This window comes from Dyella agri (assembly GCF_044904705.1).
GTDB classification, from domain to species: Bacteria; Pseudomonadota; Gammaproteobacteria; order Xanthomonadales; family Rhodanobacteraceae; genus Rhodanobacter_A; species Rhodanobacter_A agri.
Window position 1 is genome coordinate 180,785 of the sequence record NZ_JADIKL010000004.1, and the last position, 12,317, is coordinate 193,101.

Here is a 12,317-nt window from a genome sequence, read left to right on the forward strand (position 1 = left end):
ACGTGGCCCCCTTTGCGGCCTAGCTCAAGTTGTACGCCCGCTCCTCGTGCTCCGCGAGATCCAGGCCGATCTGCTCCTGCTCGGCATCCACGCGCAGGCCGACGGTGCGGTCGAGCAGCTTGAGGATCGCCCAGCTCAAGGCGGCGCTCCACACTAGGGTGAAGCCCACGCCCTTGGCCTGTATCCACAGTTGCAACAGCGGCGAGGCCACCGTGCCAAAGCCGCCGAGCTTCGCCGCGGCGAACGGGCCGGTGAGCAGCGCGCCGACGATGCCGGCGACGGCGTGCACGCCAAATACGTCGAGGGTGTCGTCGTAGCCCAGCCGGTACTTGAGCCGCGTGGCGGTGAAGACGCACACGCTGCCGGCGGCCAGGCCGATCAGCAGCGCGCCGCCGGGGCCACAGGTGCCGGCGGCGGGCGTCACCGCGACCAGCCCGGCCACCGCACCCGAGGCGATGCCGAGCACGCTGGCGCGTTTGTGCATGGCCCACTCCACCGCGGTCCAGCCGATCGCGGCGGCCGCGGCGGCGATCTGGGTCACCAGCATCGCCATGCCCGCGCTGCCGTTGGCGGCCACCGCCGACCCGGCGTTGAAGCCGAACCAGCCCAGCCACAGCAGGCTGGCGCCGATCACGGTGTAGCCAAGGTTGTGCGGCGGCATGTGGGTGTGCGGCCAGCCGCGGCGCTTGCCGATCACCAGGCAGGCCACCAGGCCCGCGATGCCGGCGTTGATGTGCACCACGGTGCCGCCGGCGAAGTCGAGCACGCCCATGTCACCCAGCAGCGAGCCGGGGCCACTCCACACCATATGCGCCATCGGCAGGTAGACCAGGCTGAGCCACAGGCCGGAGAACCACAGCATCGCGCTGAACTTCATGCGCTCGGCCCAGGCGCCGACGATCAGCGCCGGCGTGATCACCGCGAAGGTGAGCTGGAACATCACGTACACGCTTTCCGGCACGGTCTGGTAACGCGAGTCGGGCGTGAGTCCGGCCAGCATCGCGCGGTCCAGCCCGCCGATGAAGGAATGCCAGCCGGTGACGCCGGCGTGCATTCCCTCGGTGCTGAAGGCCAGCGAGTAGCCGTAGACGATCCACAGCACGGTGACCAGGGCTGTGACCGCGAAGCACTGCATCATCACCGAGAGCAGATTCTTGGCGCGCACCATGCCGCCGTAGAACAAGGCGACGCCGGGTATCGTCATCATCAGCACCAGCATGGACGCGGTAAGCATCCAGGCGGTGTCGCCGCTGTCGAGTTTCGGTACGGGCGCGGCTTGCGCGAAGGCGGAGAGTGGCAGGAAGGCGAGCGCGGCGGCGCCGGCCAGCAGTCGGCTAGAGCGCATCGGCGTCGACCTCCTGTGTACGGATGCGGATCACCTGTTCCAGCGCGCTGACGAAGATCTTGCCGTCGCCCACCTTGCCGGTGCGTGCGGTGCCGGCGATCGCTTCGATCGCGCGCTCCAGCTGCTCGTCGCTCACCGCAAGCTCGATCTTGAGCTTGGGCAGGAAATCGACCACGTACTCGGCGCCCCGGTACAGCTCGGTGTGGCCGTGCTGGCGGCCGAAGCCCTTGACCTCGGTGACCGTCATGCCCTGCACGCCGGCCTCGGCCAGCGCCTCGCGCACTTCGTCCAGCTTGAACGGCTTGATGATGGCGGTGATCCACTGCATGCGTCTGCCCCCCGCGGTTGGTCCCGTGTTGCAGCACAGCAGAATGCGTGCCAGCGGCAGCAGGCCCGGCGCAGAGCCATCTGGACGGCCAAATCCCGGACAAGCCGGTTCGGACCCGGCGAAGCTGGTGCAGGCCTTGCCTGTTCTTGGTGCAAACCGGAGATTTGACCGGTCCGGGCGCAATCAGTACCATTTTGGTCTGGATTAATGCCGCTCCCGCCCGATTTCCCCATGCTTCGCGTCAGTCGACTCACGGATTACGCCACGGTGGTGATGACTTGCATCGCCGCCCATCCGGACGATGTGCTCAGCACCGCGCAGATCGCCGATGAGACGCATCTGGAACTGCCCACGGTGAGCAAGTTGCTGAAGTCGCTGGGCCACGCCGGACTGGTGGAATCCTTCCGTGGCGTCAACGGCGGCTACCGGCTGGCGCGGCCCGCGCAGGCGATCACGCTGGCCGAGATCGTCGAGGCGATGGAAGGGCCGATCGGCATGACCGAATGCGGCGTCACCGAAGGCCAGTGCGAACGCGAGGCGCAATGCGGCGTGCGCGGCAGTTGGCAACGCATCAGCAGTGTGGTGGACCGGGCACTGCGCGCAGTGAGCCTGGCCGACATGCTGCGGCCGCCACCGCGCCGCACCGAAGTGACGGTCGACATCAGTACCCTGAAAGGCAGAACCACGGCATGAGCAGCGAGATCATCGAAAGCACCGCCACCGCGCTGCGCGACAACGCCGAGGTCGCCGAGGCGCTGGGTCGGCGCTACAGCGCCGGCTTCGTTACCGAGATCGAGATGACCGGCCTGCCGCCGGGCCTGGACGAGGAAACCATCCGCCAGCTATCCGCGATCAAGCGCGAGCCGGAGTGGATGACCGAGTGGCGTCTGGCCGCTTATCGCCACTGGCTGACCATGCCGCAGCCGGATTGGGCCAAGCTGAAGATGGACGCGATCGACTACCAGGCCCTCAGCTACTACGCCGCGCCCAAGAAGGCCCCGAAGTCGCTGGACGAGGTCGATCCAGCACTGCTGGAAACCTACGAGAAGCTGGGTGTGCCGCTGCACGAACGCGCGGCGCTTGCCGGCGTCGCGGTGGACGCGGTGTTCGACTCGGTCTCGGTGGGCACCACCTTCCGCAAGCAGCTGGCCGAGGCCGGCGTGATCTTCTGCTCGATGAGCGAGGCGATCCGCGAATACCCGGAGCTGGTGCAGAAGTACCTGGGCAGCGTGGTGCCGCCGGGCGACAACTTCTTCGCCGCGCTGAACTCGGCGGTGTTCTCCGACGGCAGCTTCGTGTTCATCCCGAAGGGCGTGCGCTGCCCGATGGAGCTCAGCACCTATTTCCGGATCAACGCGCAGAACACCGGCCAGTTCGAGCGCACCCTGATCGTGGCCGAGGAAGGCGCCCACGTTTCCTACCTCGAAGGCTGCACCGCGCCCAAGCGCGATGAGAACCAGCTGCATGCCGCGGTGGTGGAACTGGTGGCGCTGGAGCGCGCGCAGATCAAGTACTCCACCGTGCAGAACTGGTACCCCGGCGACGAGAACGGCGTGGGCGGCATCTACAACCTGGTCACCAAGCGCGGCGATTGCCGCGGCGACGACAGCAAGATCAGCTGGACCCAGGTGGAAACCGGCTCGGCGATCACCTGGAAATACCCCAGCGTGGTGCTGCGCGGCGACCGCTCGGTGGGCGAGTTCCACTCGGTGGCGCTCACCCACCACTACCAGCAGGCCGACACCGGCACCAAGATGATCCACATCGGCAAGGACACCAAGTCGAAGATCGTCTCCAAGGGCATCAGCGCCGGCAAGAGCAACAACAGCTACCGCGGCCTGGTGAAGGTGGAGAAGGGCGCCGAACGTGCGCGCAACTACACGCAGTGCGATTCGCTGCTGATCGGCAAGAAGTGCGGCGCGCACACCTTCCCGTACATGGAAGTGAAAAATCCCACCGCCATCGTCGAGCACGAGGCCACCACCTCGAAGATCTCCGATGACCAGATGTTCTACTGCCGTTCGCGTGGCATCGGCGAGGAAGACGCCGTGTCGATGATCGTGGACGGCTTCTGCAAGCAGGTGTTCCGCGAACTGCCGATGGAGTTCGCGGTGGAAGCGAAGAAGCTGCTCGAAGTCTCGCTGGAAGGTGCGGTGGGATGAGCGAGGGACGCCAGCAGCACTGGGAGACGGTGTACCGCGACAAGGAAGAGGGCGAAACCAGCTGGTTCCGTCCGCACCTGGACGAGTCGTTGCGCCTGATCGATGCGCTCGATGTGCCGCACGGGCAGCCGGTGATCGACGTGGGCGGCGGTCGTGCCACCCTGGTCGACGACCTGCTGGCGCGCGGCTTCCATGACGTGAGCGTGCTCGACCTTTCCGCCAATGCGCTGGCCGAAGCGCGCCGGCGGCTGGGGGCGCGGAGCGAGCGGGTGCACTGGATCGTCGGCGATGCGATCCAGGTCGAACTGCCGGTGGCGCACTACGCGCTGTGGCACGACCGCGCCGTGTTCCACTTCCTGGTCGAGCCGGGCGAGCAGGCACGTTACGTCACCACCGCGGCGCGCGTCTTGCGCACCGGCGGCCACCTCGTGGTCGGTTGCTTCGCGCCGGATGGTCCGGAGCGCTGCAGCGGCCTGCCGGTGGCGCGCCACAGCGCCGATGACCTGATCAAGCTGTTCGCCCCGGCCTTCGATCCCGTCGCCCAAAGCCGCGAGTTGCATCGCACGCCGGCCGGCCGGGACCAGGCTTTCACCTATGTCGTGCTGCGCCGTCGCGACGACGGCACCGGCCTTTGAACCGATCGAGTAGACCCATGCTGAAAATCGAGAACCTGCACGCCCGCGTCGAGGGCAAGGAAATCCTCAAGGGCCTCACGCTTACCGTGAACCCGGGCGAGGTGCACGCCATCATGGGGCCGAACGGCGCGGGCAAGTCCACGCTGGGCAACGTGCTCTCCGGCCGCGATGGCTACGAGGTCACCGCCGGCAGCGTGAGCTTCGGCGACATCGACCTGCTGGCGCTGGAGCCTGAGGCGCGCGCCGCCGCCGGTGTGTTCCTCGCGTTCCAGTACCCGGTGGAGATTCCCGGCGTCAACAACACCTACTTCCTGCGCGCCGCGCTCAACGCCCAGCGCAAGGCGCGCGGCGAGAAGGAACTGGATTCCATGCAGTTCCTCAAGCTGGTGCGCGAGAAGCTGAAGGTGATGCAGATATCCGACGAGCTGCTGCACCGCGCGGTGAACGAGGGTTTCTCGGGCGGCGAGAAGAAGCGCAACGAGATCTTCCAGATGGCGGTGCTGGAGCCGAAACTGGCGATTCTCGACGAAACCGACTCGGGCCTGGACATCGACGCGCTGAAGCAGGTGGCGCAGGGCGTCAACGCACAGCGCTCGCCCGAGCGCTCGTTCCTGGTCATCACGCATTACCAGCGCCTGCTCGATTACATCGAACCCGACTTCGTGCACGTGCTGGCCGGCGGCCGCATCGTGGAAAGCGGCGACAAGACGCTGGCGTTGAAGCTGGAAGAACACGGTTACGCCTGGGTACGCGAGCACGGCGAACCGGCGGGGGCATCGGCATGAGCCAGCCGGCGCCCGTGCCGTTCGTCGCGTCGCTGCTGGACGCGCCGTTGCCGGCCAGCGGCATCGCCTGGCTGGATGCGCAGCGCCGCGAACACCGCGACGCCTTCGCTGCCGCCGGCCTGCCCGATACGCGGATGGAGGCGTGGAAGTACACTGCGCTGCGTGCGCTGGGGCAGCGCCGCTACGCCGCCGGCGATGCGCAGGCGGCCATGCGTGCGATCGATCCTGCCGCTTTCGCCTTGCCCGGTGTCGACGGGCCGCGGTTGGTTTTCGTCAACGGCACGTACCGCGCCGATCTTTCCATGCTGGACGACCTGCCGGCGGGGCTCACGCTGCAGCCGCTGTCGCAGGCGCTGCGGCAGGACGCCGAGCCGCTGCGTTTCGTACTGTCGCGCCATGAGCCGGAACAAGGCGATGCCTTCGTGCGGCTCAATGCCGCGCTGGCCGCCGATGGCGTGATGCTGAAGGTGGTGGCCGGCGCGAAAATCGCGGCGCCGGTGCATCTCGTGTTCCTCGGCGCGCCTGCCGAAGGCGAACTGGCCTGGCACCTGCGCCATGTGATCGAGCTGGGCGAGGGTGCCGAACTGGCGCTGGTGGAACACCACGTCGCCGACGGTGAGCAACAGCACTTGGGCACCGCGGTGGGCGACATCATGCTGCGCGACGGCGCGGTGCTGCGGCACGTGCTGTACCAGCAGGCGGCGACGGGCAGCACTCTGATTCGGCGCAGCAGGCTGCACCTGGGTGCCCGGGCGCAAGCCATGCTGCACGTGCTGGAACTGGGCGGTGCGCTGGTGCGCCACGAGTTGCGCGCCGAGCTGGTGGGCGATGGTGCGCGATTGGACACGCGCGGTGTGTTCATGCCGCATGGCCGCCAGCACATCGATACCCAGCTGGCGATCCGCCACCAGGCGTTGAACACCGCGTCCGATTCGGTCTGGCGCGGCGTGGCCGACCAGCGCGCGCGCGGCGTGTTCCGTGGCGCGATCCTGGTGGCGCCCGGCGCCGACGGCAGCGACGCCAGCCTCAGCAACAAGAACCTGCTGCTGTCCGCGCAGGCCGAGATCGACACCAAGCCGGAACTGGAAATCTACGCCGACGAGGTGAAAGCCGCGCACGGCGCCACCGTGGGCCAGCTCGACGAGCGTTCGCTGTTCTACCTGCGCTCGCGCGGCATCCCGCAGGCCGAGGCGCGCGCACTGCTTACCGCCGCGTTCTGCCGCGCGATGCTGGACGACCTGCCGAACGTGGCCTTGCGCGAACACCTTGCCGGCTTGCTGGCGGCCCGACTGCCGGACTGACGCCAGCCGCCCGCAGGCTGGGAAAACACGGAATCCACCGACGATGAATGCACAAGCCAGCACACCTGCCACCTTCGACGTCCAGCGCGTCCGCGCGGACTTCCCGCTGCTCGCGCGTACGGTGCACGGCAAGCCGCTGGTGTACCTGGACAATGCGAACACCAGCCAGAAGCCGCGCCAGGTGATCGAGGCGGTGGATCGCCACTATCGCGAGCACAACGCCAACGTGTCGCGCGCCGTGCACCTGCTCGGCGAGGAAGCTACCGCGGCCTACGAGGGCGCGCGCGACGCGCTGGCGCGCTTCATCAACGCACCGTCGCGCAACGAGCTGGTGCTTACCTCGGGCACCACGCAATCGGCCAACCTCGTGGCCTACAGTTTCGTGTTGCCGCGGCTGAAGCCGGGCGACGCGATCCTCAGCACCACGATGGAGCACCACGCCAACATCGTGCCGTGGCAGATCGTGGCCGCGCGCACGGGCGCTACGGTGAAGGCGGCGCCGATCGACGAGCGCGGCGAGCTGATCGTGGAGAAGTTCGTCGAGCTGCTCACGCCGGAGGTGAAGCTGGCCTGCGTGGGTCATGTCTCCAACGTGCTGGGCACGGTGAACCCGGTGCGTGAACTGGCGAAGGAATGCCGCAAGCGCGGCATCCCGCTGTTCGTGGACGGCTCGCAGGCGGTGCCGCACCGGCCGGTGGACGTGCAGGCGCTGGGCTGCGACTTCTACGCGCTCACCGGCCACAAGATGCTGGCGCCCACCGGCACCGGCGCGCTGTGGGCGCGCAAGGAACACCTGGACGCGATGCCGCCGTTCTTCGGCGGCGGCGAGATGATCCGCGAGGTGAAGTTCTCGGGCACCACGTTCGCCGAGCCGCCGCACCGCTTCGAGGCGGGCACGCCGAACATCGCCGGTTTCGCCGGTGTCAGTGCGGCGATCGGCTATTACGAGTCGCTGGGCTTCGAGGCGATCCGCGCCCACGAGCGCGCCTTGCTCGACCATGCCACCGCGCGTTTGCGCGAAATCCCCGGCTTGCGCATCGTCGGCGAGGCGCAGGAGAAGGAGCCGGTGATCTCGTTCCTGGTCGATGGCGCGCAGGCCACCGACCTCGCCACCTTGCTCGACCTTGAGGGCGTGGCGGTGCGTTCCGGCCACCACTGCGCGCACCCGCTGATGCAGTTCTACGGCGTGCCGGCCACGCTGCGCGCCTCGCTGGCGTTCTACAACACGCACGAAGAGGTCGACGCTTTCGTGGCGGCCTTGCTCAAGGTGCGCCAGTTGCTGCGCTGATACTCATCGGCACCGGGTGTGCCGCCGCGCAGCGACGAGCCGCTCGATGGGCGACCGCCGCCGCCAGAGGGCCAGCGGCTGCAACGGACCGGGTGCAACCAAGGCGGTGTCGTGCGCATCTCTGTTGCCGGAGGTGTTGATTTCGGCGTGGCCGATTCGCAGGGCGCGACGGGGAAGAAACCTGCCCCGGGTGTTGCGGAGGTGCTGGCGACGCAATTTCTCCGCGGGACCCGCGGCGGCGTCTGCGCAACCGGTGTACTGGGGCTGGCTTGATCCGGTGCGTGGACGGGAGCGCCGTCACGCCGGGCGCAGTGATCGTGCTGTTCGGAGCTTTCCGGGCTGAGATCGCCGGATTCCTTGATGGTCGCGCGGTGCTCCAACCAGGCAACGGCGACTTTCCCTTTGTTCAAGACCAGCCGCTCGGCCGCTGCCGCGCGGCATGTGGACGGCTGTGCCTGCGTCCGGAGGAGACTGTATGCGCTGGTGTTTTCTCGCCTTGTCGTTGGTTTGCCCGCTGGTCGTCGCCGCGGCGCCGGAAGACTTGCGTGTCGTCAGGGTCATCAACGACACGCGCACCCAGATCGTTTCGTTCGCCGTGGCCTCCGCCGGCAGTGGCCACTGGCGCACGATCGAATTCACTCGGCGACCGTTCGACTACGGGCTGGTCTTCACCCTTGCCTGGCATGACGGCGATGGTTGCCTGCGCGATTTCCGCACCATGCTGTCCGACGGCCGTCGCATCGACGCCCGCGGCTTCGATCTGTGTGGACCGGATACCGCGTATTGGCCAGGCCGGTTTTTCCACCACGGTCGCCAGGTCGAAATGCCGAGGCTGTGAGCGATGCTGCTCGGCGGTGCATCTCGTCGACAGCGCTACGATCTGGAAAGGTGGGCGCTTGTTCCCGAACGCAACACGCAGGAACCCTGGGCCGGCCTGCTCGCATGCAAACCACCCGTAGTGACGCGGATCGTGCATGATGCGGTTCGCTCACTGTTTACCGCCGGATCTTCATGCCCGTTTTTATCCGCCTGCCATTGGTCATTGGCTTGCTGGCAGGCAATACGCTGTTGCACAGCCTTGCCCTGTTCGTGCTGACACTGTGCAAGCTGGTGTTGCCGCTGCCGGCCTGGCGCCGCGCGCTGTCGCGTGGCCTGGTGGCGATCGCGGAGAGCTGGATCGGGGTCAACAACGCGCTGTTCGAGCTGTTCACGCGTATCCACTGGCAGGTGGACGGCCTGGACGGCCTGCGCCGCGACGCCAACTACCTGGTGCTGGCCAACCACCAGAGCTGGGTGGATATCCCGGTACTACAGAAAGTCCTGAACCGGCGCATCCCGTTCCTGCGCTTCTTCCTGAAGAGCCAGCTGATCTGGGTGCCGCTGCTGGGACCGGCCTGGTGGGCGCTGGATTTCCCGTTCATGAAGCGCTATTCGCGGGAAACCCTGGCGAAGCACCCCGAACTGGCTGGTCGCGACATGGCGGCCACGCGCCGCGCCTGCGCAAAGTTCCGCCAATTGCCGGTGTCGGTGATGAACTTTGTGGAGGGCACGCGCTTCACGCCGGCCAAACACGATGCGCAGGATTCGCCCTACCGGCACCTGTTGCGGCCGCGGGCCGGTGGCGTGGCCTTCGTGCTGGATGCGATGGGCGATGGCCTGCAGGCGATCCTCGAGGTCGCCATCGTTTACCCCGGCGGGCCGTGCAGCATGCTCGACCTGATCGGCGGGCGGGTACGCGAGGTCCGGGTAAGCCTGCGCCAGTGCCCGATCGAGCCCGGCTTGCGCGGGGACTACGAGGGCGACGAAGCCTATCGCCAACGATTCCAGAGCTGGGTCAATGACTTGTGGCACGAGCAAGATGCGCGGATTGGGCGTCTGCTGGGATAATCTTGCGGGTGCCGCGTGCGCGACTGAATACCGCGTGAGGCGGTAAAACCGGCGTTATGCCCGCCATCGGGTAGGGCGCGGTAAGCTTGTCACGGCGGTGACGCCATTGTGAAGGCAGACATGGAACTGCCTGGAAATCGGTCGAAGGGGTGGAGGATGACGCTGGATCGAGGCCAAGCTAATCGGATTCGCGCGGGGCTTGCCCATGGGTGAGACGATGCGCCCATCGACGGGAACGAGCCAGGCCGCCGGCCGGGGCGCGTTGCAGGCCATCGCGCGGATGTCGTCCACCCGGACGAATTACCTGGTCGGCCAGGCCGCCGATTTCGTGGTCAGTCTCGCCTTGCTCGGCTCGGCGTTCTGGTATGACCACAGTCGCCCGCTGCAAGCCGTGGCGGTGGTGTTGCTGGGCCTGTTCATCTTCAGCTTCATCGAGTACGCCTTCCACCGCTGGCTGTTCCACGGGCCGGTGCCGCTGTTCGAGCAAGGCCACACCCTGCATCACGAAAAGCCGCTGGGCTACGATTCGCTGCCGTTCTTCTTCCCGCCGGCGGTGGTGCTGCTGCTCGCGGCAGTGCTGGCGCTGGTCGTGCCTACGGCGATCGCCTTGCTGCTCTCCGGCGGGATCGCGCTGGGTTACGCGATGTACGGTTTCAGCCACCTGATCATCCATCGCCGCCGTTTCAACCACCCGCTGGCACGCAAGTGGGCGGCGGTGCATCACGTGCACCATCATCATCCGGGCAAGAACTACGGCGTGACCTCGCCGCTGTGGGATTTCCTGCTGGGCACCTGGTACGTGTCCAAGAGCAAGGTGAGGTAATTTCCGCACCCGTCCCCGATCGCGAAGATCGTCAGGCGGGCGGCAGGCCGCGCAGTTCCACGCCGTCGGCGTCCACGTGCAATACCGAGCCTTGTTCGTACCAGTCGCCCAGCACGATGCGTTCGGCGGGCTGGCCGTCGAGCGCGAGGCGATGGATCGCGGGGCGATGGGTGTGGCCGTGGATCAGCCGCGTGGTGCCGGCCTTGCGCATGGCATCCGCCACGGCGTCGGCATTGACGTCCATGATGGCTTCCATCGTGTTGCCGGTATGGGCGCGGCTCTCCGCGCGCGACTTCGCGGCGAAGGCGCGGCGCGCTTCCAGCGGCATGGCGAGGATCTGCGCCTTCCATGCCGGCGTGCGCACCTGCTTGCGTACTGCCTGGTAAGCGAGGTCGTCGGTACACAGCACGTCGCCGTGCATCAGCAAGGTGGGGCGGCCGTACAGCTCGTGCACGGTGCCGTCTTCAAGCAGTTCGAAGCCTGCGCGTCGGGCGTAATCCTCGCCGAGCAGGAAGTCGCGGTTGCCGACCATGAAATACACCGGCACGCCGGACTCGCACACGGCACGGGTGGCGGCGGCGATGCGTCGCGGCAGTTCCGCGTCGTCGTCGTCGCCGATCCAGGCTTCGACCAGGTCGCCGAGGATGTAGAGCGCGTCCGCGTCGCGCACCTCGTCGCTGGCGAGGTAATGCTCGAACAGTGCGGTGATCTGCGGCCGGCTGTCGTCCAGGTGCAGGTCGGAGATGAACAGCGTGCTCATCGACCCTGCGCCGGCTTGCGGGCGCTGCGTTTCGCGGGTTTGGACGTTGCGGCGGGCACGATCGGGGCCGGGGTGCTGGCCGCGACGGCAGGCACCGCCTCTCCGACGACCTGGGCGCTTTCGATCACCACCAGCGGGTTGGGCACGTCGGCGGCGAACGGGCCGATGCCATGGGTAGGCAGGGCGGCCATCTTGTCCACTACGTCCATGCCCTTGACGACTTTGCCGAACACCGCGAAGCCCCAGGTGAGGCTGCTCTGGTTGCCCACGAAATCCAGCCGGCGGTTGTCGACCAGGTTGAAGAAAAACTGCGAGGTGCCGGAGTTCGGATCGGCGCCGCGCGCCACGGCGACGGTGCCGCGCAGGTTGGACAGGCCGTTGTCCGCTTCGCTGGCGATCGCCGAGTGGGTGCGCTTCGGTTGCAGCTCACGCGTGTACAAACCGCCCTGGACCAGGTAGCCGGGGATCGCGCGGTGGAACACCGTGCCCGCGTAGAACCCCTGGCGGACGTACTGCAGGAAGTTGGCCACGCTCTTCGGCGCCTTGTCCGGGTACAGCTCCAGCGTGATGTCGCCCTGGGATGTGTGCAGCACCACCTCCGGGCTGGTCGCAGCGGCGGCCGGCTTGGCGTCTTGCGCCTGCAGCACGGGTGCGAGCAAGGCGGCGGACAGGAGCAGCAGGGCGAGCTTGAGCTTAGGCATGGCAATCGGCGCTTCGGACTGTCCGCGCATGATACGCGGCCACGCCGCTGCGTGTGCCTTCGGAGTTCAGAAGTGTCTGAGGAGTGCGGCCATGGATGGCCGCGGGTGGCGCTAGGTAAGGGCGAGAGCTTGAAGCTTGCGGCCAGCTGTCTCCCTGCGGCGATTCCGGACGAATCGCACCCGTGCCGGAGTGCGGCCAAGGATGGCCGCTGGTGGCGCAAAGCAGGGGCGAGAGCTTGAAACTTGCGGCTAGCTGTCACGCTGCAGCGATTCCGGACGAGTCGCCCCCGTGCCGGAGTGCG

The 12,317-nt window shown here is 67.4% G+C and carries 13 protein-coding genes; 9 read left to right on the top strand and 4 right to left on the bottom strand.

Annotated elements, in window-relative coordinates; genetic code table 11:
• Window positions 1-19: 19 nt before the first annotated feature.
• Both ISP14_RS08550 and ISP14_RS08555 read right to left on the bottom strand, forming a co-directional pair.
• The gene (locus ISP14_RS08550) at window positions 20-1,345 is read right to left on the bottom strand and encodes an ammonium transporter (RefSeq protein WP_404538144.1); all 1,326 of its coding nucleotides are present in this window, start codon (window positions 1,343-1,345) and stop codon (window positions 20-22) included.
• Entirely contained in the window at window positions 1,335-1,673 is a 339-nt protein-coding gene (locus ISP14_RS08555) for a P-II family nitrogen regulator (protein WP_404538146.1), read from the bottom strand. The genes ISP14_RS08550 and ISP14_RS08555 overlap by 11 nt, the downstream gene beginning before the upstream one ends.
• A 231-nt stretch (window positions 1,674-1,904) precedes the next feature.
• Here ISP14_RS08555 and ISP14_RS08560 point away from each other — a divergent pair, with 231 nt between their 5' ends.
• From ISP14_RS08560 to ISP14_RS08600, 9 genes are all read left to right on the top strand, one after another.
• The gene (locus ISP14_RS08560) at window positions 1,905-2,366 is read left to right on the top strand and encodes an SUF system Fe-S cluster assembly regulator (RefSeq protein WP_404538149.1); all 462 of its coding nucleotides are present in this window, start codon (window positions 1,905-1,907) and stop codon (window positions 2,364-2,366) included.
• A complete protein-coding gene (sufB, locus tag ISP14_RS08565) occupies window positions 2,363-3,835 on the top strand; it encodes a Fe-S cluster assembly protein SufB (RefSeq protein WP_404538151.1) in 1,473 nt (490 codons plus the stop codon). Before ISP14_RS08560 ends, sufB begins: the two co-directional genes overlap by 4 nt.
• Window positions 3,832-4,470, top strand: a complete 639-nt coding sequence (locus tag ISP14_RS08570; RefSeq protein WP_404538153.1) for a class I SAM-dependent methyltransferase — start codon at window positions 3,832-3,834, stop codon at window positions 4,468-4,470. The genes sufB and ISP14_RS08570 overlap by 4 nt, the downstream gene beginning before the upstream one ends.
• Window positions 4,471-4,487: 17 nt before the next feature.
• Window positions 4,488-5,255 carry a Fe-S cluster assembly ATPase SufC gene (gene sufC / locus ISP14_RS08575; protein ID WP_404538155.1) on the top strand — a complete coding sequence of 256 codons (768 nt, stop codon included), beginning with the start codon at window positions 4,488-4,490 and terminating at the stop codon, window positions 5,253-5,255.
• Complete coding sequence (sufD, locus tag ISP14_RS08580; RefSeq protein WP_404538157.1) at window positions 5,252-6,556, top strand: Fe-S cluster assembly protein SufD; 1,305 nt, start codon at window positions 5,252-5,254, stop codon at window positions 6,554-6,556. Before sufC ends, sufD begins: the two co-directional genes overlap by 4 nt.
• A gap of 43 nt (window positions 6,557-6,599) precedes the next feature.
• Entirely contained in the window at window positions 6,600-7,844 is a 1,245-nt protein-coding gene (locus ISP14_RS08585; RefSeq protein WP_404538159.1) for a cysteine desulfurase, read from the top strand.
• Window positions 7,845-8,319: 475 nt separating this feature from the next.
• Window positions 8,320-8,682, top strand: a complete 363-nt coding sequence (locus tag ISP14_RS08590) for a hypothetical protein (protein WP_404538160.1) — start codon at window positions 8,320-8,322, stop codon at window positions 8,680-8,682.
• A 173-nt stretch (window positions 8,683-8,855) separates the two neighbouring features.
• The gene (locus ISP14_RS08595) at window positions 8,856-9,731 is read left to right on the top strand and encodes an acyltransferase (protein WP_404538162.1); all 876 of its coding nucleotides are present in this window, start codon (window positions 8,856-8,858) and stop codon (window positions 9,729-9,731) included.
• 205 nt (window positions 9,732-9,936) lie between these two features.
• Window positions 9,937-10,554: a sterol desaturase family protein gene (locus ISP14_RS08600; protein WP_404538165.1), complete on the top strand. Its 618-nt coding sequence runs from the start codon at window positions 9,937-9,939 to the stop codon at window positions 10,552-10,554.
• A gap of 31 nt (window positions 10,555-10,585) precedes the next feature.
• Here ISP14_RS08600 and lpxH read toward each other — a convergent pair whose 3' ends face one another.
• Window positions 10,586-11,314 (bottom strand): UDP-2,3-diacylglucosamine diphosphatase, encoded by a 729-nt coding sequence (lpxH, locus tag ISP14_RS08605; protein WP_404538168.1) that lies wholly within the window; start codon window positions 11,312-11,314, stop codon window positions 10,586-10,588.
• Window positions 11,311-12,015: a peptidylprolyl isomerase gene (locus ISP14_RS08610; protein ID WP_404538171.1), complete on the bottom strand. Its 705-nt coding sequence runs from the start codon at window positions 12,013-12,015 to the stop codon at window positions 11,311-11,313. Before ISP14_RS08610 ends, lpxH begins: the two co-directional genes overlap by 4 nt.
• Window positions 12,016-12,317: the final 302 nt, after the last annotated feature.

What these genes read in the sequence shown, in the direction of transcription:
- ISP14_RS08550 (WP_404538144.1), bottom strand. Translation starts at nt 1,345, where the DNA reads ATGCGCTCTAGCCGACTGCTGGCCGGCGCCGCCGCGCTCGCCTTCCTG.
- ISP14_RS08555 (WP_404538146.1), bottom strand. Translation starts at nt 1,673, where the DNA reads ATGCAGTGGATCACCGCCATCATCAAGCCGTTCAAGCTGGACGAAGTG.
- ISP14_RS08560 (WP_404538149.1), top strand. Translation starts at nt 1,905, where the DNA reads ATGCTTCGCGTCAGTCGACTCACGGATTACGCCACGGTGGTGATGACT.
- sufB (WP_404538151.1), top strand. Translation starts at nt 2,363, where the DNA reads ATGAGCAGCGAGATCATCGAAAGCACCGCCACCGCGCTGCGCGACAAC.
- ISP14_RS08570 (WP_404538153.1), top strand. Translation starts at nt 3,832, where the DNA reads ATGAGCGAGGGACGCCAGCAGCACTGGGAGACGGTGTACCGCGACAAG.
- sufC (WP_404538155.1), top strand. Translation starts at nt 4,488, where the DNA reads ATGCTGAAAATCGAGAACCTGCACGCCCGCGTCGAGGGCAAGGAAATC.
- sufD (WP_404538157.1), top strand. Translation starts at nt 5,252, where the DNA reads ATGAGCCAGCCGGCGCCCGTGCCGTTCGTCGCGTCGCTGCTGGACGCG.
- ISP14_RS08585 (WP_404538159.1), top strand. Translation starts at nt 6,600, where the DNA reads ATGAATGCACAAGCCAGCACACCTGCCACCTTCGACGTCCAGCGCGTC.
- ISP14_RS08590 (WP_404538160.1), top strand. Translation starts at nt 8,320, where the DNA reads ATGCGCTGGTGTTTTCTCGCCTTGTCGTTGGTTTGCCCGCTGGTCGTC.
- ISP14_RS08595 (WP_404538162.1), top strand. Translation starts at nt 8,856, where the DNA reads ATGCCCGTTTTTATCCGCCTGCCATTGGTCATTGGCTTGCTGGCAGGC.
- ISP14_RS08600 (WP_404538165.1), top strand. Translation starts at nt 9,937, where the DNA reads ATGGGTGAGACGATGCGCCCATCGACGGGAACGAGCCAGGCCGCCGGC.
- lpxH (WP_404538168.1), bottom strand. Translation starts at nt 11,314, where the DNA reads ATGAGCACGCTGTTCATCTCCGACCTGCACCTGGACGACAGCCGGCCG.
- ISP14_RS08610 (WP_404538171.1), bottom strand. Translation starts at nt 12,015, where the DNA reads ATGCCTAAGCTCAAGCTCGCCCTGCTGCTCCTGTCCGCCGCCTTGCTC.